General features: G+C 51.7%; 22 protein-coding genes and 3 tRNA genes. 12 read left to right on the top strand and 13 right to left on the bottom strand.

Going from position 1 to position 25,196, the window contains the following annotated elements; translation table 11 throughout:
• Positions 1-83: 83 nt before the first annotated feature.
• Complete coding sequence (gene rnr / locus ACI43T_RS10100) at positions 84-2,546, bottom strand: ribonuclease R (RefSeq protein ID WP_377080505.1); 2,463 nt, start codon at positions 2,544-2,546, stop codon at positions 84-86.
• 80 nt (positions 2,547-2,626) lie between these two features.
• Here rnr and ACI43T_RS10095 point away from each other — a divergent pair.
• From ACI43T_RS10095 to dnrN, 4 genes are all read left to right on the top strand, one after another.
• Positions 2,627-2,713 (top strand) — tRNA-Leu (locus tag ACI43T_RS10095).
• A 36-nt stretch (positions 2,714-2,749) separates the two neighbouring features.
• A tRNA-Leu gene (locus ACI43T_RS10090) sits at positions 2,750-2,836 on the top strand.
• A gap of 106 nt (positions 2,837-2,942) precedes the next feature.
• Positions 2,943-3,033: transfer RNA gene (locus ACI43T_RS10085), tRNA-Ser, on the top strand.
• Positions 3,034-3,287: 254 nt separating this feature from the next.
• Positions 3,288-3,761, top strand: coding sequence for an iron-sulfur cluster repair protein DnrN (dnrN, locus tag ACI43T_RS10080; RefSeq protein ID WP_405386857.1), 474 nt, complete (start codon positions 3,288-3,290; stop codon positions 3,759-3,761).
• A gap of 44 nt (positions 3,762-3,805) precedes the next feature.
• On the opposite strand, the gene ACI43T_RS10075 is transcribed toward dnrN, so the two are convergent.
• The gene (locus ACI43T_RS10075; RefSeq protein ID WP_405386855.1) at positions 3,806-4,774 is read right to left on the bottom strand and encodes a tRNA dihydrouridine synthase; all 969 of its coding nucleotides are present in this window, start codon (positions 4,772-4,774) and stop codon (positions 3,806-3,808) included.
• 93 nt (positions 4,775-4,867) lie between these two features.
• On the opposite strand from ACI43T_RS10075, the gene ACI43T_RS10070 reads away from it, so the two are divergent.
• The 3 genes from ACI43T_RS10070 to ACI43T_RS10060 all read left to right on the top strand — a co-directional run bounded on the left by ACI43T_RS10070 (position 4,868) and on the right by ACI43T_RS10060 (position 8,870).
• The gene (locus ACI43T_RS10070) at positions 4,868-5,821 is read left to right on the top strand and encodes a nucleoside hydrolase (RefSeq protein WP_405386870.1); all 954 of its coding nucleotides are present in this window, start codon (positions 4,868-4,870) and stop codon (positions 5,819-5,821) included.
• 99 nt (positions 5,822-5,920) lie between these two features.
• Positions 5,921-7,474 carry a glycosyltransferase family 2 protein gene (locus tag ACI43T_RS10065; protein WP_405386853.1) on the top strand — a complete coding sequence of 518 codons (1,554 nt, stop codon included), beginning with the start codon at positions 5,921-5,923 and terminating at the stop codon, positions 7,472-7,474.
• 70 nt (positions 7,475-7,544) lie between these two features.
• Positions 7,545-8,870 (top strand): hemolysin family protein, encoded by a 1,326-nt coding sequence (locus tag ACI43T_RS10060; protein ID WP_377081430.1) that lies wholly within the window; start codon positions 7,545-7,547, stop codon positions 8,868-8,870.
• Between the two features lie 78 nt (positions 8,871-8,948).
• Here the strand turns inward: ACI43T_RS10060 and cls are convergent, their stop codons facing one another.
• Positions 8,949-10,442, bottom strand: coding sequence for a cardiolipin synthase (gene cls, locus ACI43T_RS10055; RefSeq protein WP_405386850.1), 1,494 nt, complete (start codon positions 10,440-10,442; stop codon positions 8,949-8,951).
• 104 nt (positions 10,443-10,546) lie between these two features.
• Positions 10,547-10,882, bottom strand: a complete 336-nt coding sequence (locus tag ACI43T_RS10050) for a DUF4298 domain-containing protein (RefSeq protein ID WP_405386849.1) — start codon at positions 10,880-10,882, stop codon at positions 10,547-10,549.
• 120 nt (positions 10,883-11,002) lie between these two features.
• Here ACI43T_RS10050 and ACI43T_RS10045 point away from each other — a divergent pair, with 120 nt between their 5' ends.
• The 3 genes from ACI43T_RS10045 to ACI43T_RS10035 all read left to right on the top strand — a co-directional run bounded on the left by ACI43T_RS10045 (position 11,003) and on the right by ACI43T_RS10035 (position 16,039).
• Positions 11,003-12,175, top strand: coding sequence for an aspartate aminotransferase family protein (locus ACI43T_RS10045; protein ID WP_405386847.1), 1,173 nt, complete (start codon positions 11,003-11,005; stop codon positions 12,173-12,175).
• 130 nt (positions 12,176-12,305) lie between these two features.
• Positions 12,306-14,318, top strand: coding sequence for a DNA helicase Rep (rep, locus tag ACI43T_RS10040; RefSeq protein WP_405386845.1), 2,013 nt, complete (start codon positions 12,306-12,308; stop codon positions 14,316-14,318).
• Positions 14,319-14,473: 155 nt separating this feature from the next.
• Positions 14,474-16,039, top strand: coding sequence for a YdgA family protein (locus ACI43T_RS10035; RefSeq protein ID WP_175271539.1), 1,566 nt, complete (start codon positions 14,474-14,476; stop codon positions 16,037-16,039).
• A gap of 89 nt (positions 16,040-16,128) precedes the next feature.
• On the opposite strand, the gene ACI43T_RS10030 is transcribed toward ACI43T_RS10035, so the two are convergent.
• From ACI43T_RS10030 to hda, 8 genes are all read right to left on the bottom strand, one after another.
• Positions 16,129-16,269 (bottom strand): hypothetical protein, encoded by a 141-nt coding sequence (locus ACI43T_RS10030; RefSeq protein WP_405386842.1) that lies wholly within the window; start codon positions 16,267-16,269, stop codon positions 16,129-16,131.
• Positions 16,270-16,358: 89 nt separating this feature from the next.
• A complete protein-coding gene (gene kdsA / locus ACI43T_RS10025; RefSeq protein ID WP_009173663.1) occupies positions 16,359-17,201 on the bottom strand; it encodes a 3-deoxy-8-phosphooctulonate synthase in 843 nt (280 codons plus the stop codon).
• 89 nt (positions 17,202-17,290) lie between these two features.
• The gene (panD, locus tag ACI43T_RS10020) at positions 17,291-17,674 is read right to left on the bottom strand and encodes an aspartate 1-decarboxylase (RefSeq protein ID WP_405386840.1); all 384 of its coding nucleotides are present in this window, start codon (positions 17,672-17,674) and stop codon (positions 17,291-17,293) included.
• Between the two features lie 157 nt (positions 17,675-17,831).
• Positions 17,832-18,158 carry a divalent-cation tolerance protein CutA gene (gene cutA / locus ACI43T_RS10015; protein ID WP_308025351.1) on the bottom strand — a complete coding sequence of 109 codons (327 nt, stop codon included), beginning with the start codon at positions 18,156-18,158 and terminating at the stop codon, positions 17,832-17,834.
• 10 nt (positions 18,159-18,168) lie between these two features.
• Entirely contained in the window at positions 18,169-18,450 is a 282-nt protein-coding gene (locus tag ACI43T_RS10010; RefSeq protein WP_377079783.1) for a TonB family protein, read from the bottom strand.
• Positions 18,451-18,459: 9 nt separating this feature from the next.
• Positions 18,460-19,020 carry a hypothetical protein gene (locus ACI43T_RS10005; RefSeq protein WP_377079781.1) on the bottom strand — a complete coding sequence of 187 codons (561 nt, stop codon included), beginning with the start codon at positions 19,018-19,020 and terminating at the stop codon, positions 18,460-18,462.
• Positions 19,021-19,186: 166 nt separating this feature from the next.
• Positions 19,187-19,855 (bottom strand): histidinol-phosphatase, encoded by a 669-nt coding sequence (locus ACI43T_RS10000; RefSeq protein ID WP_377079779.1) that lies wholly within the window; start codon positions 19,853-19,855, stop codon positions 19,187-19,189.
• Positions 19,852-20,520 carry a DnaA regulatory inactivator Hda gene (gene hda, locus ACI43T_RS09995; RefSeq protein WP_293277881.1) on the bottom strand — a complete coding sequence of 223 codons (669 nt, stop codon included), beginning with the start codon at positions 20,518-20,520 and terminating at the stop codon, positions 19,852-19,854. The genes ACI43T_RS10000 and hda overlap by 4 nt, the downstream gene beginning before the upstream one ends.
• Before the next feature lie 444 nt (positions 20,521-20,964).
• Between hda and ACI43T_RS09990 the strand changes: the two genes are divergently transcribed.
• Together ACI43T_RS09990 and glnD are read left to right on the top strand one after the other, a co-directional pair.
• Entirely contained in the window at positions 20,965-21,252 is a 288-nt protein-coding gene (locus ACI43T_RS09990) for a helix-turn-helix domain-containing protein (protein WP_293277814.1), read from the top strand.
• 18 nt (positions 21,253-21,270) lie between these two features.
• Entirely contained in the window at positions 21,271-23,838 is a 2,568-nt protein-coding gene (gene glnD / locus ACI43T_RS09985) for a [protein-PII] uridylyltransferase (RefSeq protein WP_377079777.1), read from the top strand.
• A gap of 90 nt (positions 23,839-23,928) precedes the next feature.
• Here the strand turns inward: glnD and ACI43T_RS09980 are convergent, their stop codons facing one another.
• On the bottom strand, positions 23,929-25,158 hold the full coding sequence (locus ACI43T_RS09980; protein ID WP_009173670.1) for an HlyD family type I secretion periplasmic adaptor subunit: 1,230 nt from the start codon (positions 25,156-25,158) through the stop codon (positions 23,929-23,931).
• Positions 25,159-25,196: the final 38 nt, after the last annotated feature.

Below are 25,196 nucleotides of genomic sequence, written 5' to 3'. Positions count from 1 at the left end.
GTGTAGTTGATAGAAATATAAAGGCCGTCTGAAACGTTCTTCATCATCCCGTTTCAGACGGCCTGTTCAACAGTCAAACTCTATTACGACTTGCTTCCGGCTCTCGGTTTGCCTTTGGCTTTGGCCCTGCTTCCCACTACCACTTTAACGCTTTTCCGCTTCTTGCCGGTCTTGGCTTTACCGGAAGCAGATTTTTTGCGTAAATCAGATTTTCCGGTTTCTTTCTTCAAAGTATCGGCTTCTTTGATGTCCAATCGGGATTTCCGGCCTCTAGCAGCCTTTACCGCACCTTTTTTCGCAGCCGATTCAGAAGGGCTTTTTGACGCAGACACCGCTTTCTTACCGCGCTTTTTACCGGCAGTACCACCGCTAATCAGCAACAAATCGATTTTACTGGTATCCAAGTCCGCACGTGCCACTTTCACACTGACACGATCACCCATACTGAAACGCACGCCGCTGCGTTCGCCTTCGATGGCCATAATTTCAGGACGGTAATTGAAATAATCTTCGCCCAAATCGCTGATATGCACCAAACCGTCGATATGAATGTCGTCCAAAGTTACGAAAATGCCGAAGCTCGTCATGCCGGAAATTTTACCGCCAAACACTTCGCCGACTTTGTCCCGCATATAATAGGTTTTCAGCCAATTCTCAACGTCGCGCGAAGCATCGTCGGCGCGGCGCTCGCAGAACGAAGTATGCACACCCAACTCCTGCCACGATTTGCCGGGATTGTATTTTTCACCGGCCAATACAGCTTTGATTGCCCGATGTACGGTCAAATCAGGGTAACGTCGGATAGGCGAAGTGAAATGTGCATAAGCGTCATAGGCCAAACCGAAATGTCCGTCGCAGTTCGGCTCGTAAACTGCCTGCTGCATCGAACGCAGCATCATAACCTGCAACAATTCGGCATCCGGCCGCCCTTTGAATTGCTCGGCCAAAACCGCATAATCTTTCGGCGTAGGATTGTCCCTTCCGCCCAAACTCAATCCTGTCAGCGCAAGCTGTTCGCGCAATGTGGCCAGTTTTTCCGGAGTCGGACCCAAATGGTTGCGGAATAAGGCGGTATGTTTGTTTTTCAGCAAAAACTCTGCCGCGCACACATTCGCCGCCAACATACACTCTTCAATCAGTTTGTGCGCATCGTTGCGCACAACAGGAACGATTTTCTCAATTTTGCCGTTGTCGTCGAAAACCATCTGCGTCTCAACGCTTTCAAATTCAACTGCACCTCGGCTGGAACGTTTTTTCTGCAAAATTTTAAACAAGCGGTAAAGCGTATCGATTTGTTCTTTATACGGATGTTCCAGGCCGTCTGAAAGCCAACTCCAAACCTGGTTGTAAGTCAACCGCGCATGAGAACGCATTACCGCCGGATAAAACTTATATTCTTTAATATTGCCCGCATAAGTAACCATCATGTCGCACACCATACACAACCGTTCGACATCGGGATTCAGCGAACAAATACCGTTGGACAGGTTTTCAGGCAGCATCGGAATGACGCGGCGCGGGAAATACACGCTGGTAGCGCGTTCCAGCGCATCGTTATCAATAGCATCATTCGGACGGACATAATGGCTGACGTCGGCAATCGCCACCACCAGCCGGTAATTTCTGCCGATTTTTTCGGCAAACACAGCATCGTCAAAATCGCGTGCCGTTTCGCCGTCTATCGTTACCAACGGCAGATTGCGCAAGTCCACCCTACCTTTCAAATCGCTTTTGCGCACATGATCAGGGATTTTTTCCGCGGCTTTCCGGCAAGCATCGCTAAATTGGTGCGGCAGATGGTGTTTGCGGACGGCGATTTCGATTTCCATACCGCTGTCGGCATAATCGCCTAATACCTCGATGATTTTCGCTACGGCGGGGCGGTTCAGTTCGGGATAAGTTTCGATTTCGGCCACGATGACCTGGCCCGATTCGGGCTTGAAGCCGGCCACGCTGTCAGGCTCCAAAACTATACTCTGCGTCAGCCGTTTATCCTCCGCTTCCAAAATGGCGATACCGCGCTCTACATAAAAACGGCCGACCACTTGCTTCTGCGCGCGTTCAACAATATCCAGCACCGTACCTTCACGCCGCCCCCTGCGGTCTACCCCCGCAGGACGGACGGTTACAATGTCGCCGTGCATCACGCCGCGCATCTGCCGCTCGTACAGAATAAAATCGCCGTCCCCCGTCGGCTGCAACGGTACGGCGAATCCAAAACCGTCTTTATGCGCCTCGACACGGCATTTCACCAAATCGATTTTATTTGCAACACACACTGCACCGCGGCGGTTAATCAAAACCTGCCCGTCGCGTGCCATCGCTTTCAGACGGCGTTCGAAAAACTCATATTCGGCATCTGTAATCGACAACTCGTGCGCCAAAGCCTCCATTTTCGCCGGCACACCTTTTTGTTCCAACAACTTGATAATCCACTCGCGGCTTGGCAACGGATGGTCATAGCGCTGCCCCTCGCGTTCTAAGTAAGGGTCTTTTTCTCGTAAATTTAACAATTTAATATTTTTCTTCATTTTTAAGATTGACATTCTTTCACACAAATATATAATGACGTCTTCGTTTTGGCGAAGCGGTGGATACTCTACCCCAAAACGGTTAATAAAGCAAAGCCCAGGTGGCGGAATTGGTAGACGCGCTAGCTTCAGGTGCTAGTGTCCTCGCGGGCGTGGAAGTTCGAGTCTTCTCCTGGGCACCAAAAGTTTACTGCTTTGCTTTAAAAATACGGATGATTGCCCAGGTGGCGGAATTGGTAGACGCGCTAGCTTCAGGTGCTAGTATCCTCACGGGTGTGGAAGTTCGAGTCTTCTCCTGGGCACCATACATAAAATATAAAATGTTCCGGTTTCCGCCGGATTTTTTATTGGTTTGTATTAGTTGGAATAATTGCTAACCGTCTGCATTCCTACTATAATAGTCCCATCATTAGAGAGGTGGATGAGTGGTTTAAGTCGCACGCCTGGAAAGCGTGTATACGTGAATAGCGTATCGAGGGTTCGAATCCCTTCCTCTCTGCCAGATTCTGAATAGCCCGTCTTAATAAAGACGGGCTATTTTTATCACTCTCGATTAAGGTGCAAGCCGGCCCCAACCTTTCCTCCTCACACAAAAATAAATTACTTTCATTCTCAATCTGTTATACACCCTGCCTTCATCTATACAAATTAATCCCTCAGGTGTATCCTTCAACCGCCGTATACATTCATCAAAAATATATCTTTCCAAAGGCCGTCTGAAAAATACCGGCCGGATATAAATCCAAGGACACTGCCATGACTGATTTTACCGTATGGGAAACCGCGCCGTTTGGTGCAACCATCGACCATATCCTGCAACGCTACCACAACATACACCGTGCGCAATTTGAAGAACTGGTTCCGTTGGCGCAAAAAGTTGCGGAGGTACATGCCGACAGTTTTCCGGCGGAAGTGCCGGAATTGCTGGCTTATATGCAAAACGAACTGCTGATGCACATGATGAAGGAAGAGCGCATGCTGTTTCCCATGATCAAACAAGGCGTCGGGCGCGGGGCGGCGATGCCGATTAGCGTGATGATGCACGAGCATGAGGAACACGACCAGGCCGTAGCCAGACTGCTGGCACTGACCAACAATCTGACCGTTCCCGAAAACGCCTGTGGCAGTTGGACGCGGCTGTACACGCTGGCACGCGAATTGGTGGACGATTTGACCGACCACATCCATTTGGAAAACGAAATTCTTTTCCCGCGCGTATTGGCTTCTTAAAAACCCCAAAAGGCCGTCTGAAAATTTTTCAGATGGCCTTTCCATCATCCCGCACTCATTTTCTCCTCGAAGGCAGACAAAATCCGCTTCACCTCGCCCGCATCCTTAACCGCCCTTACCGCATCAAACAATTCCTGTGCCTCCGCAAATTCTTTTTTCATCATGCCGAGCCACTGTTTCAAACGGGCGACGGGATATTTGCCGTTGGCTTCTTTCATGGTACACAAATCAAAAAAAAGGTTTATCCAGCCTGATATTTCAGCGAAATCCGCATCGCGGGCTTCACGTCCGCCTTCGTATTGTTTGATTTGCCGTGCAAGATAGGGACGGATAACGGCACCGCGACCGAGCATGACGCTGTCGCAACCGCTGACTGCTTTGATTTCCAAATAATCTTCAAGTGTGAAAACATCGCCGTTGGCGGTTACGGGGATGTCGACACTGTCGCGGATTTTACGTATCCATTCCCAGTGTGCGGGCGGTTCGTAACCTTCATTTTTGGTACGGGCGTGTACGGTTAGGGCGCAGGCGCCTGCGGCGGCAATGGCGGCGGCACATTCCAATGCGGGACTTTTGTCTTCGTAACCGAGGCGCATTTTGGCGGTAAGCGGGATGTGTGGCGGCAGGCGGCGGCGCAGGGTCCTGACGATGCGGTAAATAAGTTCCGGTTCCTTAAGCAGCACCGCGCCGCCTTTGTGCTTGTTGACCGTCGGTGCGGGGCAACCGAAATTCAGATCGATTTTATCCGCACCGAAGCGCACGGCTTCCAGCGCGTTGACGGCCATATTGTCCGCATCGCTGCCGAGAAGCTGCACGGTGCAGGGCGTTCCGGCGAAAGTTTTGTTGCCGTTGGCGATTTCGGGGACGTATTTGAGCCATGTCTGCCGCGAATGCACGGTATGCGTAATCCGTACGAACTCGCTCACGCATTCGTCGAAACCGCCTATACGCGTGAGCAGGTCGCGCATTACATCGTCCACCAAACCCTGCATCGGAGCCAGAACCAATTTCATGTCAATGAGGCCGTCTGAAAAAAACTGAAACGGCGTATTGTAGCCCCATATCGGTTAGAATACACCTCTTGCAGCCTATTCAAGGAGAACATGATGGACGGGGAAATCCGCCTGATTATCGACACCGACCCCGGGCAGGACGACGCCGCCGCCATTCTGATGGCACACGGCCTGGCAAAGCGCGGACTGATTGACTTCATGGCCCTTACCGCGGTGGCGGGGAATGTCGGGCTGAACCATACGTCGGCCAACGCGCGGATTATCTGCGACTGGGCGGGCCGGAAAGATTTTCCGGTGTATGCGGGCGTGGGCAAGCCGTTATTGCGCGATTTGGTAACGGCGGAAGAGGTACACGGCAAGACGGGCTTGGACGGCGTCGCGCTGCACGATCCAGAATGTCCGTTGCAAAGCGTTCATGCCGTCGATTACCTGATTCGCACGCTTCGCGGCGCGGAACGCGGCAGCATCACGCTCTGCCCCATCGGACCGCTGACCAACATCGCCCTGGCGTTCAGCCTCGCACCGGATATTGCGGACGCGGTGAAAAATATCGTATTGATGGGCGGCTGCTACTTTGAGGCGGGGAACATCACTCCCTGCGCAGAATTCAATTTCTACGTCGATCCGCATGCGGCGCAGATTGTATTGCAAAGCGGCGCGCCGATTACGATACTGCCGCTGGACGTTACCCACAAGGCGCAAATCACCACGCCGCGCATGGATATGCTGCGCAGGCTCGGCAACGTCAACGGCCCGCGGCTGGCGGACATCCTGCAAAGTTACGAACGGTACGACATTCAGGCGTTCGGACTGGAAGGCGGCCCGCTGCACGACCCCTGCGCGGTCGCCTTCGCCGTATTCCCCGAACTTTTCCGCGGCAAAGCCTGCCGCGTCGATGTGGATACGCAAAGCGAACTGTCGCTGGGCGCGTGTTCGGTCGACTGGCGTGGCACGACGGGTAAGCCCGCAAACGCTTTTTGGGTAACGGAAGTCGATTCGGACGGCCTGTTCCGCGAACTGGCCGAATCGGTTTCTTTCCTGCCCTGACCCAACCGGAACGCTGCAAAAAGGCCGTCTGAAACCGCCCAAGACGGCCTGATATTATTGTATCATTCACTCCAACCTCTTTCAGACGGCCTCAGAGTCATGACCTCCAAAATCCCCGCCACAGCCACCATGCTGGTAAAAAATTCCGAACGCTATCTATCCGAAGTCCTGACCGCTCTCGACGGTTTCGACGAAATCCTGCTGCTGGACAACGGCTCGACCGACCGCACGCTGGAAATCGCCGCAGGGTTCAAAAACACCAGCATCCGCAAACACGAATTTATCGGATTCGGCCCGATGAAGAACCTCGCCGCCCGCCTTGCCCGCAACGACTGGATTTTCAATATCGACAGCGACGAAGTGGCCGATGCCGAACTAATGGAAAGCATACGCGCCGCGGTGGCGGAAAACCGTATGCAGAAAGTGTTTTCCCTGTCGCGCCTCAACCATTACGACGGCCGCCTGATAAAAGCCTGCGGCTGGTATCCCGACATTATCCCGCGCCTCTACCACCGCCGCTTCACCCAATTTTCCGACCGTCAGGTGCATGAATCGCTGAAGCTGCCGGAAAATACCGAGACGCAGATGCTGGCAGGCCGTCTGAAACATTATTCGTTTGAAAACGCCGAAGGACTGATTCGGAAAATGCAGCAGTACAGTACGCTTTACGCCGAAGAAAACCGCTATAAAAAACCAGCCTCTCCGGCCAAAGCACTGCTGCACGGCGGCGTGTCGTTCGTGAAAAACTATTTCCTCAAACGCGGCTTCGTCTACGGCTCGGACGGCCTCATCATCTCCGCCGCCAACGCGCAGGGTTCGTATTACAAATACGTCAAACTCTACGAACGCAACCGCCACATCACTGCCGCGCTGGTCATCACCACCTACAACCGTCCGGACGCGTTGGAACTGGTGCTCAAATCCGCGCTGGCGCAAACCCGCCTGCCCGACGAAATCATCGTTGCCGACGACGGTTCGGCACAGGATACCGCCGAAGTCGTCGATGCGTTCAAACGCATCAGTCCGGTTCCGGTGAAGCATTCCTGGCGTCCCGACGACGGCTTCCGCGCCGCCGAATCACGCAACCGCGCCATCGCGGCCGCCTCGTCCGACTACATCATCCTGATAGACGGCGACATGCTGCTCGACCCTTCATTTATCACCGACCACCTCAAACTCGCTCGCAAAGGCCGTCTGATACAGGGTTCGCGCGTCATCCTGACCGAAGAGCGTACCGCCGCCCTACTCGAAAACGGCAGCCTGCCCGCCCTGTCGTGCTTCAGTACAGGCATCAGGAAAAGGGCTTCCGCCCTGCGTCTGCGCCTGCCGGCGAAAATCGTCGGCAGCCACGGCAACCGCAAACACAAAGGCATCAAAACCTGCAATATGGGTTTTTTCCGCGACGACGCGTTGGCGGTCAACGGCTTTAACAACGAATTTGTCGGCTGGGGACGCGAAGACAGCGAATTTGTCGCCCGCTGCTACCATGTCGGTATGAAGCGCCACAACCTTAAATTTGCGGGCGTCGCCTACCATCTTTGGCACCACGAGGCCGAACGCGGCTCCCTGCCGCAAAACGATGCCCTGCTCCAACAGACTTTGTTTGAAGGAAAAATTCGCTGCGAAGACGGAATCGACGCATTTTTAAAGTAGCGGCGGCACTTTCAGACGGCCCCTGCCTTTGATGTTAAAATGTTTTTGTCCGCATTAACCGCAGTTTTTCATGAATATTCTCGAAGCCTTATTGTTATTGGTCCTGCTGATCGTCATCAGCGCATTCGTTTCCTGCTCCGAACTCGCGCTCGCCTCGGCGCGCAAAATCAAATTGCAAGTGATGGCAAAAGACGGCGGCGACACGCGCGCGCTGGATGTGCTCAATATGCAGCAGCAGCCGGGCAGCTTCATCACCGTCGTCCAAATCGGTTTGAACGCCGTCGCCATTCTCGCCGGTATCGTCGGCGAAGCGGCGGTGCGCCCTTATTTCGGCAGTTTGTTGGCAAACGCGGGCAGTTGGGGCAGTACGGCCGCGTCGCTGCTGACGTTCGCGCTGGTAACGGGCAGCTTCATCCTGATTGCCGACCTGATGCCCAAACGCATAGCGATGACCCATCCCGAAGCGGTGGCGGTGCGCATCGTGCGTCCGATGATGTTCTTGATTTTCATCTTAAAACCTTTCGTTTGGACATTTGACGGGCTGGCGAACGCGATATTCAAACTCTTCAAAATTTCCACTGTCCGCCAAGAGCAACTGACTTCGGAAGACATTTACGCCGTCGTCGATGCGGGCGCGCAGGCTGGCGTGTTGAAGCAGCAGGAACACTACCTGATTGAAAATATTTTCGACATGCAGGCGCGCACGGTGACTTCCACCATGAGCACGCGCGAATACATCGCCTATTTCGATAAAAACGACGGCAGCGATACCGTGTTGGAAATGATGTCGGAAAAACCGCACAACAAATTCTTGGTGTGCGACGGCGATTTGGAACGCGTCATCGGCTACATCGAATCGCACACGCTATTGACCTTGTTTTTAAAAGAAAAAGACGTCCGCCTGACCGACAAGCGCGTGTTGCGCAAAGCCTTGTTCATCCCTGATACGCTGTCGCTTTACGATGTCTTGGAAACCTTCAAAACTTCCGGCGAAGACTTTGCCGTGGTGGTGAACGAATACGCGCTGGTGGTCGGCGTGGTAACGCTGAAAGACGTGATGAGCATCGTCATGGGCGAGCTGGTCAATACCGAAGAAGAGCCGCAAATCATCCGCCGCACCGAAGACACCTGGCTGGTGGACGGCGCGACCCCGCTCGCCGACGTCATGCGCGCGTTGGACATTGAGGAATTTCCCAATTCGGAAAACTACGAAACCATCGCCGGCTTTATGATGTATTCCCTGCGCAAAATCCCGAAACGCACCGATTTTTTAGTTTACGCGGGCTATAAATTTGAAATCATCGACACCGAAAATCTGAAAATCGACCAGCTTTTGGTTACGAGACAGGATAACGGTTCCCGAACCGACGGTTCCGGCCTGCCCGCGCGGGCATGACAGTTTCGGCAACCCTGTACGACTAAAGAGGCCGTCTGAAAACATTTTCAGACGGCCTCTTAACGTTTTCCATATCCGCTACAACAGCGGACTCATCAGCCGGACCGTATTCTCGACTAGCCCCCACCATTTCGCCCGCTGCTGCCACGCCCTGACCGAAATATAGCGGCTGTCGGCCAGATAGCCGCGCTGCAAATCGTAAATCCGGTTGGTCATATGTTTGTCGTAAATCGCCAAACTGATTTCCAAGTTCAGGAAGAAGCTGCGCATATCCATATTGACCGTACCGAACAGTGCGTAATCTTCGTCGATGGTCATGGTTTTCGCGTGCAACAGCCCGCCTTCGAACATGGCGAGCTTCACGCCTGCCGAAAGCAGCAGCGGATAATAAGCGCGGGACGCGTAGCGCACCAGCAGCGAATCGACTTTTGCCGGCAGAATCAGCGTAACCTCCACCCCGCGCTTGGCGGCGGTGGTCAGTGCGGTCAGCAGCGGTTCGTCGGGCACGAAATACGGCGTGGTGATGATGATGCGCTTGGTGGCGGAATGGATGGCGCTGATGATGGTTTCGTAAATCACCCGATCGCCCTGCTCCGGCGCGGACGGGATGACTTGCGCCACCACGCTGCCCCGATTAATGTTTTCCGGCAGCAGTTCGGGGATACGGTCTTCGTGTTCAGTCAGGTATTGCTGGATGCCTTGCAGGTTTTCGTCGGTTTCCACCGCCAAATCGGCGAAAAACACCGCCGACATTTCCAGCACCAGCGGTCCGGTGCAGCGCATCATCACGTCCACCCACTCGCCCACGCCGGAACCTTTTTTGAAAAAGTGCGGATCGACGAGGTTATAGCTGCCGGTATAACCGATTTTTCCGTCTATCACCATAATTTTGCGGTGGTTGCGCAAATCGCTGCGGGTAAACAGCGTCCGCAACGGCCCCACCGGCAGTGCGGAATGCACTTCCACGCCCGCATCGCGCAGTTCCTCCGCCCAAGCGCTGCCCAGAAAACCGCTGCTGCCGACCGCATCGGCCAGAATGGCGCAGTCCACTCCGCGTCCGGCCGCACGCAATACCGCATCCAGCAGCTCTTCAATACGCCCCTGCGGCTCGATAATGTAAAACGCCAGCAGACAGGAATGTTCGGCCGCTTCGATGTCCGCCAGCATGGTGTCGATGATGTCGTCGGTGGTTGCCAGCAGCGTCATCCCGTTGCCCTGCGTCGCGCCCAAACCCGTGCTGCGCGCCGCCACCCGGCTGATGCCGTGATAATGCGGTTTCACTTTGTCGCCGATGTCGAAATACATTTCTTTCAGATATTTCTCGGCAAACCCGCTGTAAAAACGGTTCATTTCGCCCATGCGCTTCGTGCGCGCCGAACCCAGCCACGGTTCGCCGACCAGCAGGTAGCCTATCGTGCCGAACACGGGAAACAGGAACAGGATAATCAGCCATGCAAACGCCGTACCGACGTTGCGCTGTTTGTAGAGTACCCGCACCATACAGGTGAGCGCGGCGCAGGTATGGGCAAACAGGAAAATTTCCGCCCAAGTGATGTTTTTCAAAAAGGTCATAACGTCCGTTCACAAAGATAGACAAGGCCATTATAGTGAAACCGCCCCGCGCGGAACAACAATCAAGGCCGTCTGAAAACGGTGAATCCGGCGGTGAAGCCCACTCAGCCCGACCGTTTGTCCGGATCGAGCGACGCCACCGCCAGCCGCATCCATTCCCACGACATCCGGTAGTGGTCACCGAACGCGTCGTACAGTGCGTCTTGGCTCATGATGCTGTATTCGCCTTCGGTTTCCAGTGAAACGGGCAATCCGTTTTCGATTTCGGTGTAATAGTGGTTGTATTCCCCGCTGTAAAATCCGTCGAGCTTACGGACAATTTCCGCAGCCTTGCGCCATTCGTCCTGCGCCGCTTCCAACTGGGGCAGCAGCCGCAGCCATTCACGGTAAAGCGACTGGATTTCGTCTATACGGCGTTGCGCCTCTTCAATATCAATCATCTCTTGGTCCTCAAATATAAAACCGGCTTTCAGACGGCCTGTCCGCCCGATATTGAAAGCCGTTGGCAATCAGCGCATAATCGGTCGTCTGTACCCATCAAGGCCGGAAGGAACCCCGTCATGCAAAACTACCTGACCCCCAATTTTTCATTCGCCCCCATGATTCCCGAACGCGCCCTCGGCAGCCGCGTCTGGGATACCGAAGGCCGTGAATACATCGACTTGTCGGGCGGTATCGCGGTCAATTCGCTGGGACACTGCCATCCCGATTTGATTGCCGCGCTGGCGGAGCAGTCGCAAAAATTGTGGCACATTTCCAATATCTACACCACCAAGCCCGCGCAGGAATTGGCGCAAAAGCTGGTAGAGCATACCTTCGCCGACAAAGTATTCTTTTGCAATTCCGGCGCGGAAGCCAATGAAGCCGCGCTGAAACTGGCGCGCAAATACGGTCGCGATCATTTTGGCGGACACAAAACCGAAATCATCTCCTGCCTCAACAGCTTCCACGGCCGTACGCTGTTTACCGTCTCAGTCGGCGGCCAGCCCAAATACAGCAAAGACTACGCGCCGCTGCCGCAAGGCATCACCCACGTTCCGTTCAACGATATTGCCGCATTAGAAGCTGCCATCAGTGAAAACACCTGCGCGGTGATTATCGAGCCGATTCAAGGCGAAAGCGGCATCCTGCCCGCCACCCAGGAATATCTGCAAGCTGCGCGCCGTTTGTGCGACGAACACGGCGCATTGCTGATTTTGGACGAAGTGCAAACCGGTATGGGGCATACGGGCAAACTGTTTGCCTACGAGCATTACGGCATTACACCCGATATTCTCAGTTCCGCCAAAGCATTGGGCGGCGGCTTCCCTATCGGCGCGATTCTGACCACCGATAAAATCGCCCCGACCTTCGGGCCGGGAACGCACGGTTCGACTTTCGGCGGCAATCCGATGGCGTGCGCCGTCGGCAGCCGCGCGTTCGACATCATCAACGCGCCAGAAACCTTGGCGCATGTGGAAAAACAAGGACAAAAACTTCAGACGGCCTTGCGGGAATTAGGCGAAAAAACCGGTGCGTTCAAAGAAGTACGCGGTATGGGTCTGCTCATCGGCTGCGTGCTGGCAAACAAATACCAAGGCCGCGCTTCGGAAATCACCGCCGCCGCGCTGAAACACGGCCTGATGGTATTGGTTGCCGGAGCCGACGTCGTGCGCTTCGCCCCCAGCCTGCTGTTAAACGATGAGGACATGGCGGAAGGTCTGAAACGCTTGGAAGCTGCGTTGAAAGAATAGGCGGATTAGGATGCTTGAGGCCGTCTGAAAAATAAACGCATGTTTTCAGACGGCCTCAACAGACTGAAAACATGCCTGCGCCACCGCCCGACTGCTATAATCCACATCCTTTTCCTTATCCCCTCCCCCCATGAAACTCAACCCCCAACAGCAAGCCGCCGTCAAATACCTCGGCGGGCCTCTGCTCGTGCTTGCCGGCGCCGGCAGCGGCAAAACCGGCGTGATTACGCAAAAAATCAAGCATTTGATTGTCAACGTCGGCTATCTGCCGCATACCGTCGCCGCGATTACCTTTACCAACAAAGCCGCTACGGAAATGCAGGAGCGCGTCGCCAAAATGCTGCCCAAATCGCAAACGCGCGGGCTGACGATTTGCACGTTCCACTCTTTGGGCATGAAGATTCTGCGCGAAGAGGCGAACCATATCGGTTACAAAAAAAACTTCTCCATCCTCGATTCCACCGACAGCGCGAAAATCATCGGCGAACTTTTGGGCGGCACAGGAAAAGAAGCCTTATTCAAAGCGCAGCATCAAATTTCCCTGTGGAAAAACGATTTGAAAACGCCCGAAGACGTGCTTCAGACGACCTCCAACGCTTGGGAAGAACAAATCGCGCGCGTGTATGCAAGCTATCAGGAAACCCTGCAAAGCTATCAGGCGGTGGACTTCGACGACTTAATCCGCCTGCCCGCCGTGTTGTTGCAGCAAAACAGCGAAGTGCGCAACAAATGGCAGCGGCGGCTGCGTTATCTGTTGGTTGACGAATGTCAGGACACCAACACCTGCCAATTTACCCTGATGAAACTCTTGACCGGCGCGGAAGGCATGTTTACCGCCGTCGGCGACGACGACCAGTCCATCTACGCATGGCGCGGCGCGAACATGGAAAACCTGCGCAAAATGCAGGAAGACTATCCGCAGATGAAAGTCATCAAATTGGAGCAAAACTACCGCTCCACCGCGCGGATTCTCAAAATCGCCAACAAAGTCATCGAAAACAACCCCAAACTCTTTACCAAAAAACTTTGGTCGCAGTTCGGCGAAGGCGAAATCGTCAAAGTCGTTGCCTGCCAAAACGAGCAACACGAAGCCGACTGGGTCGTCAGCCAAATCGTCAAGCAGAAGCTGGTCGGCGGCGACAAAACCCAATACGCCGATTTCGCCGTGTTATACCGCGGCAACCATCAGGCGCGGATTTTTGAAGAAGCCTTGCGCAGCGCGCGCGTTCCCTACCAACTCTCCGGCGGGCAGAGTTTTTTCGACAAAGCCGAAATCAAAGACGTTTTGTCCTATTTGCGCCTGCTTGCCAATCCCAACGACGATCCCGCCTTCCTGCGCGCCGTTACCACGCCCAAACGCGGCATCGGCGATGTAACGCTGGGCAAGCTCAACACCTACGCGCACGAACACGAATGCAGCCTGTATGAAGCCGCGCAAACCGAAGAAGCCCTTGCCTTGCTGAACAATACCAACCGCCAACACCTGCAAGCCTTTATGGATATGTTCGGCAGCTACCGCGCCAAAGCCGAAACTAGTGAAGCGGGCGAACTCATCAACAGCCTGCTCAAAGAAATCGACTACGAAAACCACCTGCTTGCCAGCGAAGAAGGCAAAGCAGGGGAAATCAAATGGCGCAACGTCAGCGACCTGACCGGCTGGCTAGAGCGCAAAGGCGAGCAAGACGGCAAAAACATCATCGAACTCGCCCAAACCGTTGCCCTAATGACGCTCTTGGAAGGCAAAAGCGAAGAAGAAGTCGATGCCGTCAAACTCTCAACCCTGCACGCCTCCAAAGGCTTGGAATACCCCTACGTCTTCCTCGTCGGCTGCGAAGAGGGCATCCTGCCGCACAACGACAGCATCGAAGAAGACAATGTTGAAGAAGAACGCCGCCTGATGTACGTCGGCATCACCCGCGCCAAACGCCAGCTTACGCTAACCCACTGCGTCAAACGCAAAAAACAAGGCACATGGCAGTTCCCCGAACCCAGCCGCTTCATAGACGAAATGCCGCAGGAAGACATCAAGATTTTAGGGCGCAAAGGCGGCGAACCGATTGTGAGCAAGGAAGAGGGCAGAAACAATCTGGCAGGCTTGCTGGACATGCTGGGCGGTAAAAGCGGGCAAAAACAGCCAGATTGACACTTTCATATGCAATTTCAAACAGTTCCGCTACATAGGCCGAACCGTCGCAAACCCTTTGTCCAAGGCAGGTTTCATTCGGTTTTTTATCCAAGACAAATGCCCTAAAAAATGCTATGCTGCCCCTTTCATCAAACCCATCGAAATCCAAAGCAATGACCAAGTCACTGACAAAATTCCTCATCCCTGCCATAGCCGTATTCATTGCAGGCATGTCGGCCGCCCCCTACTATCTGGGCATCAAAACAGAAGAATCGCTGGCCGAGCAACAAAAATTGCTGAAGGAATCCGGTTTTCTGACCGTCGAATCCCACACCTACGAGCGCGGCTGGTTCAGTGCCACGGAAACCACCGTCATCCGACTGAAACCGACCCTGCTGCAAAATACCGAAAAATTCCTGCCCGACAACCTGAAAACCGTATTGCAGGAACCGGTTACCATCGTCAACCACATCGAACACGGCCCGTTTGCCGGCGGCTTTACTCCCGTCCGCGCCCACATCGAAACCGAATTCAAATACCACCCCGAAACGACCAAAGTATTGGCGCGCTTCTTCGGCAGCCAAACCCCGCTCTCCATGACCAACACCGTTTACCTTAACGGCAGCGGCGAAATGGACGTCAAAGTTCCCGCCTTCGATTACGAAGAGCTTTCGGGCATCAAACTCAACTGGAAAGGCCTGAGCGGCAAAACCGGCTATCAAGCCGGCTTCCAAAGCTACACGCACGACTACACCGCCCCGTCGTTACAAGTCAAACTGGCCGACAAAGGCAGCGTGGGACTGGAAAACCTGCACCTGCAAACCGAAACTTCCGACGGGCAAAACAAACTGTCGTTGGGAAAAAGCAGCGTCACCCTCGACAAATTCCTGCTCGAATGGAAGGAAGGCATAGACTACAACGTCAAACTGAACGAATTGATCAACCTCGTTACCGACCTGCAAATCGGCGCATTCATCAATCCGACCGGCACGATTGCCCCGTCCACCATCGAAGTCGGCAAACTGCGCTTCGATACCCAAACCACCGAATCGGGCAAATTCATCAACAGCGAAGGACGCTTCCAGTTTGACACGCTGACCTACGGCAACGACAAATACGGTCCGCTCGACATCAACATCGCCGCCGAACACCTCGACGCCCAAGGCCTGCTCGCGCTCAAAGCCAAGCTGGCCGAAGTTGCCGATAAAAAAATGGACGACGAGCAAATTCAGAACGAATTGATTCAGACGGCCAAAACCAAAGCATCGAGCCTGTTTACCCAAAATCCCGTGCTCAACGTCAAAGCATTCAAATTCACCATGCCGCAAGGCTTGGTGGACGTCAGCGGCAAACTTGCCTTTAAAGGGCTGACAGCCAAAGACATGGACAATTTGGGCGACATGCTGAAAAAAACCGATGCCGACTTCAACCTCCAGGTTCCTCAGAAACTGATTGAAGATCTTGCCGTCAACCAGGCGCGCAACATCTTCAGCGTCAACAGCGAAGACGAGGCCGCAGGCCGCACCAGCATCGACGACATCAACGAAACCCTGCGCCTGATGGTAGACAGCACCATCAAATCTATGGCCGCCGAAGAGTACCTGACCGTCAAAGAAGGCAATTTGAAAACGCACATTACCCTGCAAAACAGCGCGTTGAAACTCAACGGCAAAGTGCTCGAAAACGAACCCGAGCCGGATTTCGACGAAGGCGATATGATGAGCGATGCCGCCCACTGAAATCAAAAGGCAACCAAAAGGCCGTCTGAAAACAGAATTTCAGACGGCCTTTCCTTTTACTTCATTTCATCCGGCGGGATTTGCAACGTTTAGCCGCCGCAGGCGCCGCAGCAACCTCCCTCGCTATGCCCGCCGCAGTTGTTGTCTTCGTTGATAACGGGCAATTCGACTTCTTCCTGAGTTTTTTCATCGGGCAAATCGTTTACCTTGATTTTATTTTCTTCGCTCACTGCAATATCCTTTTTCCAACGGTATGAAAAAACGCCAGGATAACTTTCAGACGGCCTCACCGTTATAAAAGACCGTCTGCCTGACTCGGTTATTTGATTTCCAGCGGCGCGAAGGATTTAACCGTTTCGTCCACCGCTTTCACGCGTACCAAGAAATCCTCAAGCTGCGACAGCGGCAACGCGCTGGGGCCGTCGCATTTGGCCTGATCTGGGTTGGCGTGGGATTCGAGAAACAGCCCCGCCAACCGTGTCGCCATACCGGCCAACGCAAGCTCCAACGCTTGCGAGCGGCGTCCTCCTGATGCGGCGGAACCCGATTCGCGCGTCTGCAACGAGTGGGTAACGTCAAAAATTACGGGCACGCCGTCGCAAGTTTTCTTCATCACACCGAAGCCGAGCATGTCCACCACCAGATTGTCGTAGCCGAAATTCGAGCCGCGTTCGCATAAAATCAGTTTGTCGTTGCCCGCCTCTTTAAATTTTTCCACAATATTCTTCATCTGCGACGGACTCAAAAACTGCGGTTTTTTAATGTTGATGACATTACCCGTTTTCGCCATCGCCACCACCAAATCAGTCTGGCGCGCCAAAAAAGCGGGAAGCTGGATAACGTCGCACACATCGGCAACGGGCCGGCACTGGTACGGCTCGTGCACATCGGTAATCACCGGCACGTCAAACTCTTTCTTTACCGCCTGAAAAATCTTCATCCCTTCTTCCAAACCCACGCCGCGGAAAGAATGAACGGACGAGCGGTTGGCTTTATCGAAGGAAGCTTTGAACACATACGGGATACCGAGTTTATCCGTTACCTTCACATATTGCTCGCATGCCTTGAGCGTAGAATCGAGGTCTTCCAATACATTGACGCCGCCGAACAAAACAAACGGTTTGTCGTTGCCGACCGTAATGTTGTTGATTTGAATATCCATAACCACCCTTTCGTGTTGACTGACAAGAAATTCCAAATATACGCCAAGGCCGTCTGAAACCGGATTTGCTGTTTCAGACGGCTTTCGAATCACAAAACCGTGTGCGGCGGCTCGTAAGAGATAACATCGCGGATTTTATTCTCCCCGTCCACCAGTACCACTTTTGGCTGATGCGTCTGAATCTCAGGTCCGGACAACATCACATACGACATGATAATCACAATATCGCCTTTCTGCACCAGCCGCGCCGCCGCGCCGTTCAAACACACTACCCCGCTGCCGCGTTTGCCTGCAATGGTATAGGTCTCAAAACGTTCTCCGTTATTATTGTTGACGATGGCGACTTTTTCGTTGACGCAGATACCCGCGGCATCAAGCAGGTCTTCATCTATGGTAATGCTGCCGACGTAGTTGAGGTCGGCTTCGGTAACGGTGGCGCGGTGTATCTTGCCGCCGAGCAGAGTGCGGAACATGGGTTTCCTTTTAAATCAAATGCTGGTCGGTTACAAACGGCCTGCCACGTATGGGAAAGTGAGGCCGTCTGAAAATCAAAAGCCGTTATTATAGTGGACTTCCCTGTAAATTCATAACGATGCTTCGCCGGTTTTCAGACGGCATCGGGCCGCACGGCTATTTTAAACCTAAACATTGCTTCAGCCAGCGCAGATACGGGGCAAACCCGCGCGAAACATTTTGCATCAGGATTTGCGGGCAGTCGTAGCTGTGGTTGGCGATGATGTTTTTTTGGATTTCGCGGTAGCAGTGGCGCGAGGTTTTGATGGTGATGCGGATTTCATCGTCGCGGCAGATTTCGCCGTTCCAAAGGTATTGGCTGGTGATGGTTTCGTATTGCACGCAGGCGGCGAGGTGTTTTTCCAGAAGCAAACCGCCGATTTTTTCGGCTTCTTCGCGGGTCGGGGCGGTGGTGGTAACGATGACGGGTTTGAACGCGGGCATTTCAGACGGCCTATTGGGGTTTGAATTTAACGGTTGCGAGATATTTCATCCATCGTCCTGTGGCGTTGTAGTTGCCTTTTTGGGCAGCGGCCACGGCTACTTTGTCGAATTTGCTGTAACCACCGGATTCGATGATGTTAATCTCCTTGGCTTCGCCTTCGGGAGAAACGATGACGGCGAGTTTGACGGAATTTTCGGGGGCGGAGGCTTGTTTTACCGGATTGTCGTTTTGCGCGGCCGCAGGGAGGGTAAGGGCAAGCAGCAAGGCGAGAATGATGGCTCGGATGGTCATGAATTTCTCTTATGTTTGTTGGGAAACATTACAAATAATGAAAACGATCCCTGAAATTAACGAAAGGAAGAAAGCAACAGTTTGAAGAAAAACAAAAATCCCTTGATTATGCGCTAGTTTCATTAACAATACATTGTTGTTTTTGTTCTTTTTTAAACTTCGTAAAAGAAGCCATTGCCCAAATTTGGGGAATAACTCTATAAAATCTCTATTAATTTCATCAAAATCTAAATCAGTATAAATTTTAATATTTGACTGTGTTGCGTATTGCTGTACCGATTCCTCGTTAGCAGAATAATCTTGAAAAATCGGATTTAATGCTTCCTTTATGTATTGAATAATATAGATTAATGATTTTATTCTTGTTATTAGGTACTTACAGAATAATCCACATATAATGGAAAATATGAGGCAAACATTACACCAAAGGAAACCACTTAATTGCAGATACCCGATAATTTTATCTGAATTCAATATTTCAAACGAAAGAATAATTCCTGATACGGTAAGTAACCATAGATTAAAACTCTCAAAATGTTCATAAGCTGCTTTAGCAGTTCCCTCAACCAAAGCCTATAAAAGTTTAGTTTTTGCTATGTCTTGATTTATTTCATTCAGTTTATGTAGAGCATTATTTTGCTCTTTGTTGTTTTCCATTTTCAGACGACCTTTTGTTTTCGTGGGCGAAGCCCACGCTACGAGGTTGCGCCCGTTTGAGCGGCGGGCGAGGTTTTACTTATTTGAAGTTCAATATCGGCCAACTTTTTGCTTTGGCTTCTTTTTCCAGCTCGGCATCAGGATTGACGGCAACGGGTTCGTTGACGAGGCGCAGTAGCGGCAGGTCGTTTTTGGAGTCGCTGTAAAAATAGGTTTTGCCGTAGCTTTCAAGCGTTTCGCCGCGTTCGGCGAGCCATTGGTTCAGGCGGGTAATTTTGCCTTCTTTGAGGCTGGGCGTGCCGATGTAGTTGCCGGTGTAGCGGCCGTCGGCACCGGTTTCGAGTTGGGTGCCGATGATGTTGGTAATGCCGAAAAGGTGGCAGATGGGGGTGATGATGAACTCGTTGGTCGATGAGATGACGAGGGTTTCGTCGCCCGCCATTTGGTGGCTCTGCACCAGCATACGCTGCATGGGCGAGATGTGGGGCGTGATGAACTCCGCCATAAATTCGCGGTGAAATTCCGCCAGCTCTTCTTTGCTGTAACGGGCGAGCGGGGCGAGGTGGAATTTGAGGAAGGCGTCGATGTCGAGGCAGCCGTTTTGGTAGTCGCGGTAGAATTTTTCGTTTTGCGCTTCGGTTTCGGCAGCGTCAACCAGCCCTTTTTTGATGAGGTATTGCGGCCAAGAGTGGTCGGAATCGGTGTTGATGAGGGTGTTGTCGAGGTCGAAGATAGCGAGGTTTTTCATTGGGTTTCCTGTTGTTTCAGAAGCTGGCGCAGAAGCGGCAGAGTGATGCGTTTGCCCATGGTGACGGCGTAGTTGTCCAGCGTGTCGAGCATCTGCATCAGGCTGTCCATGTCGCGCCGCCAGTGGTTAAGCAGGTATTCGAAGATTTCGGGATCTATGGTTACTTGGCGTGCCGCGGCCATGCTGACGAGCGCGTCGATTTTTTCTTGGTCGGTCAAGGGTTTGACTTCGTAAACGAGACAGTACGCCATGCGGGTGCGCAAGTCTTCGCGGATGACGAGCTGTTGGGGCGTGTGTTCGGAACTTAACAGCAGAAAGCCTTTGCCGCTGTTGCGGAAGCGGTTGAATACGGCAAACAGGAGGGCTTGTTCTTCGTTGCCCAGTTTTTCGATTTGGTCGATGGCGAGGTAATCGGCTTCAAGGACTGATTCCGTCAACGGGGAAGTGGCGGCATCTATATAAACCGCATTCTTCCCCATTCCCAGCGCCTGAGCGACCCAGGCCTGAAGCAGATGACTTTTCCCTGCCCCCTGTTCGCCCCACACATAAATAAATTGCCCGTGCCGGTTTTGCAGGACATAAACCAGTTCGGCATTCGATGTCCCGAGGAATTTATCAAAACCCGGATAGTCGCGGGTAGCGAAATCGAAAATAAGCTGGTTCACGGAGGTCAACAGGCTGAAAAATACGATGTTTCCATTGTACGTTGAATTTTGCGGCAGACTCAAGTAAAACAAGGCTTTTCCATTTTCAGACGGCCTTTCGTCACATTTTCTACAAAACCATCTTTATTTGTTTTTTTTATTATATAAATTTATTTTACAAATAATAGGGAAGTTGACCTGTATCAAAGCTCAAGAGCGATTTTCATTTATAATTGCCGTCATTGAGTTTCAGACATTGCTGCCCTGCTAGGTGTTTTGCCATTAGTCTGTTGCAGCAATATTGTTTATGTTGTATTGATTGTGAAGTAGCTTTCATTACTTATCTCTTTCCTCTTGATGTGTGTGTGTTTGGGTGTGGCTGTTCGGCCACCCCTTTTTTTTTACCCTTTTATTTTATTCAAACGTGAATTAAAATCCGTAATAGCAAATACATTAGGATTAATCATGAGCAGCAAACTGACCTTGCCAGACACTCTGCCTGACGAACACGACCTGCGTGCGGTGCTGGCCTATAATATGCGCGTTTTCCGCGTGGGAAAAGGCTGGTCGCAGGAAGAACTTGCCAGACAATGCGGTCTGGATAGGACTTATATTTCCGCTGTCGAACGCAAACGCTGGAATGTCGCGCTTTCCAATATCGAAAAAATTGCAATAGCACTGCAAATTGCCCCGTATCAATTGCTGCTGCCTCCGCAGCAATTATTACGGCAAATGTCCGAACAGGCCGTCTGAACCGTTTGAGAATAATTTATGGTATCCGCAAGAATCCGGCACATATTGGAAAATTTCTCCAACCAAAGGCAAAAAACAGTCGCACGCTACCAAGAAAAAAACAATCCTGTCGTATTTTTCAAAGAATATGGTAATGCGGTGGAAACTTTGCTGACCGAATTATGGCTGGAAATCTTCGATACCGACCGACTTTGCCTGTTGGCAACCGGCGGATTCGGACGCAAAGAACTTTATCCTTACTCGGATATTGATTTGGCTATTGTCGCACCCGACACGATCTCGGAAAACGAACAGGAAAAAATCGCCGGATTTATCCAAACTTTGTGGGACATCAAATTGATGCCGTCTGTAAAAAGCGGCAGTTGCGACGAACTATGCGCCAGTATTCGGGAAGATATTAGCGGCGACACGGCTTTTCTAGAAGCCCGCTTTCTTTGCGGCAATCGCAAACTGGCAGAAGAAACATTTACCCGTGTCGACAAACAACGTGATATTGCCGCCTTTGTTGAAGCGAAGCTGGTCGAAATGCAGCTGCGCCATAGTAAATCCCAAGGCTCGGGAGCTGCGTTGGAACCGAATATCAAAAGCTGCCCGGGCGGGCTGCGCGACATACATACTATGTTGTGGATTGCTAAAGCGCAGGAGCTGGATACCAAAATTTCTTCGCTTATCAGACAGAATGTCCTGACTTGCGCCGAAGCGGCGACATTGGCGCACAGTTACAAAACACTCGCCGCTATCCGTATCACTCTACATATCAACGCCAAGCGTGCCGAAGATAAGCTGGTATTCGACCTTCAGGATCAAGTAGCCAAACATATAGTCAGGCATGACGATACACCGCAGAAGCGGAGCGAAAAACTAATGCGGATTTTTTACCGCGCCACCAAATCCGTTAAACAACTCAACGGCATCCTGCTGCCGATGCTGCAAAACCGGATTCATCCCAAGCCTAAACACGTCACTCACCCGATCGATGACGATTACTACCAAATCAACAATCAAGTCGCAGCAAAAGATATCCGTATCTTTTGCAACCAACCGGTTCAGATTTTCAAAATCATCCAAATTCTACAACGCCGTAATGACATTACCTCCATCGAACCGCAAACTCTGCGTGCATGGTGGTCGGCCACCCGTAATATCCGCCCCGATTTCTATAACAACCCGGACAACCGCAGGCAGTTCATCAGTTTCTTCCAACACGGAGAGGGTCTGACCCATATCATGCGCTTTTTAAATCTCTACGGCGTATTGGGACGGTATCTGCCTGCATGGGAAAAAATTACAGGCCTGCTACAACATGACCTGTTCCATATCTATCCGGTAGACGACCATATCCTGACTGTGCTGCATAATATCCGGCGTTTTGCCATAGAAGCACGTAGTCACGAAAATCCGTTTGCCTCATCGTTGATGCAGTCTTTTCCGCAACAACACATCCTCTACTTGGCAGCCATTTTTCATGATATAGCCAAAGGTCGCGGCGGCAATCATTCCTTACAGGGCGTAGCCGATGCCAGAAAATTCGCCGCCGACCATTTCCTTTCCCAAGAAGAAAGCGATTTATTGGCCTGGTTGGTGGAAAATCATCTTTTAATGTCTACCGTTGCCCAAAAAGAAGACATACAAGACCCTGATGTAATCAGTAATTTCTGTAGCCGAATCGGCACGCAGAAACGTCTGACCGCCCTTTATCTACTGACCATTGCCGATATACGCGGTACGAATCCCAAACTTTGGAACAACTGGCGAGCCAGTTTGCTGGAAACCCTGTTTCATACTGCCGCCCGCAATCTTAATGGTGGGGCAAGCAGTTTGAATGCCGTGTTCAGCCGCCGCCAACATGAAGCAGCAGATTTACTCAGCCGTACTGGTGCCCCCGAAGCCCAACAGAAAAAACTGTGGCATGTACTGGGTTCCGCTTATTTCGTCCGGCATCAAACGCGCGAAATATTATGGCATACCGCCAATCTAGTTCATGATATAGAAACACCGCTTATCCGCAGCCGTATTTTGCCTGAGAGTGATACTTTCCAAGTCATGATTTTCATGCCAAACGGCCCGCGGCTGTTTGCACGCCTATGCCGTATTTTCAGCCGACACGGTTTCGATATTCTGGCAGCACGGGCTTTCATCACTGAACACAACTACATATTAGATACGTTCATCGTACAAATACCGTCCTGCCACCATCCAAGCGACTACCCCAATATCCAAAGTGCCCTTGAAGCCGAGTTAAACAGTTTTATCCACGGATATACCGTTGCAACAGAACCACCCGCACCTAACCACCGACTGAGCCGCCGTGGCCGGTATATGCCGATTACCCCAAGTGTTACTATTACCCGAGACGAAGATTATTCTGACTGGTATACCGTTGAAATTACGGCAGTAAACCGGACATTTCTACTAGCCGATCTTGCCGAAGTATTCTTCGCAAAAAACGTCAGCCTGCGTTACGCAAAAATTGCCACAATGGGTGAACGGGTTGAAGATAATTTCATCATTTATAGCCCTGACTTGGAAAATCCAAGAAATCAGTCAGCACTCAAACAAGCTTTGTTGGAACAACTCAATGTCTAAATCTTTCAAATTTTTTGCACTGGAGCCAATATAGATTAGAGGCCGTCTGAAAGTGTTTTTCAGACGGCCTCTATCTTCAATCTATCAAAATCAGCGTTCGCTCAACGCCTGTTTCATGCGGGTAATCGGCTTGATAAGGTATTGGAATACAGTTTTTTCACCGGTCTTCACATCAACCGTTGCCACCATACCCGGAATAATCGGCATTTCCTTACCGTTTTTGTCTTTCAAACTGTTAGACGTAGTCTGCACCAAAATACGGTAATAAACTTGATTCGGATCTAATTTCAAATCATTAGCCCGATTCTGCATTGAATTGCTAACTGTATCGGGACTGATTAAAGTTACCTTTCCATTCAAACCACCATATATCGAATAATCATACGCACTGACTTTTACCACGGCAGGCAAACCCGGGCGGATAAATGCAACATCTTGGGGCCGGATATATGCCTCAACCAGCAGTTTGTCGTCCAAAGGTACAATCTGCATAATATCCTGGCCGACATTCACTACGCCACCTACCGTATTAATCTGAATATCTTTTACGATGCCGCGCATTGGTGCACGGATTTGGGAACGATCAACAGGGTCGGCCCGCATAGCCATGTTTTCTTTAGCCTGCGCCAATTCAGATTCTGCCTGTACCAATTCATTATTGGCATCAGCCATATAGCGGTTCCGTCGCTCTGTAATCTGCAAAGTAAGCTCGCTGGATTGGCGGCGCATACGCAATAATTCTACTTCCGATACTACCCCTTGAGCCACCATCGGCGCAGTAATTTCAATTTCCTTATCCAGCGCGGCCTTGCTTGCAGTCAGACTGCTGACCGCATCGGTAACGGCACGACGGCGTGCAACATAAGCTGCATGTTCACGCTGACGCAACTCGTTGCTGACATTTTTCGGAAAACTCAACTCTTTACCATAAGCCTCTGCTTTCAAACGGGCAATCATGGCCTCAAGGTTTTGGACTTTGGCTTCACTCTCACGCAATACTGCCGAACTACGGGTATCATCAAGTTTCAACAATACTTGACCTTTTTCGACAATATCGCCTTCTTTGACCAGTATCTCAGTGATAATGCCCGGATCAAGGCTCTGCACGACCTGTTCCCGACTGCTCGGAATAACGTTCCCCTGTCCACGCGTTACTTCTTCAATCGGACTGTTGTACGCCCAAATCACGAACACGACTAAAAAAATGAAAAACAGGATAATGACCCAAAACTGACCGCTGTGCTTTTCCTTCTGCAAAGCGGCATTCAAGTCGTTAATTAAATGCAAATCCTTAGATTTGACGTTGTTTTCACTGCTCATAATGATAAACCTTATGATGGGTTATTTTATTGGAGGCC

The sequence above is a fragment of the Neisseria oralis genome, assembly GCF_045062685.1.
In the GTDB taxonomy this organism is placed as follows: Bacteria; Pseudomonadota; Gammaproteobacteria; order Burkholderiales; family Neisseriaceae; genus Neisseria; species Neisseria oralis.
The sequence above is the reverse complement of the archived record's forward strand: the minus strand, read 5'-3'. Positions and strand labels throughout refer to the sequence as shown.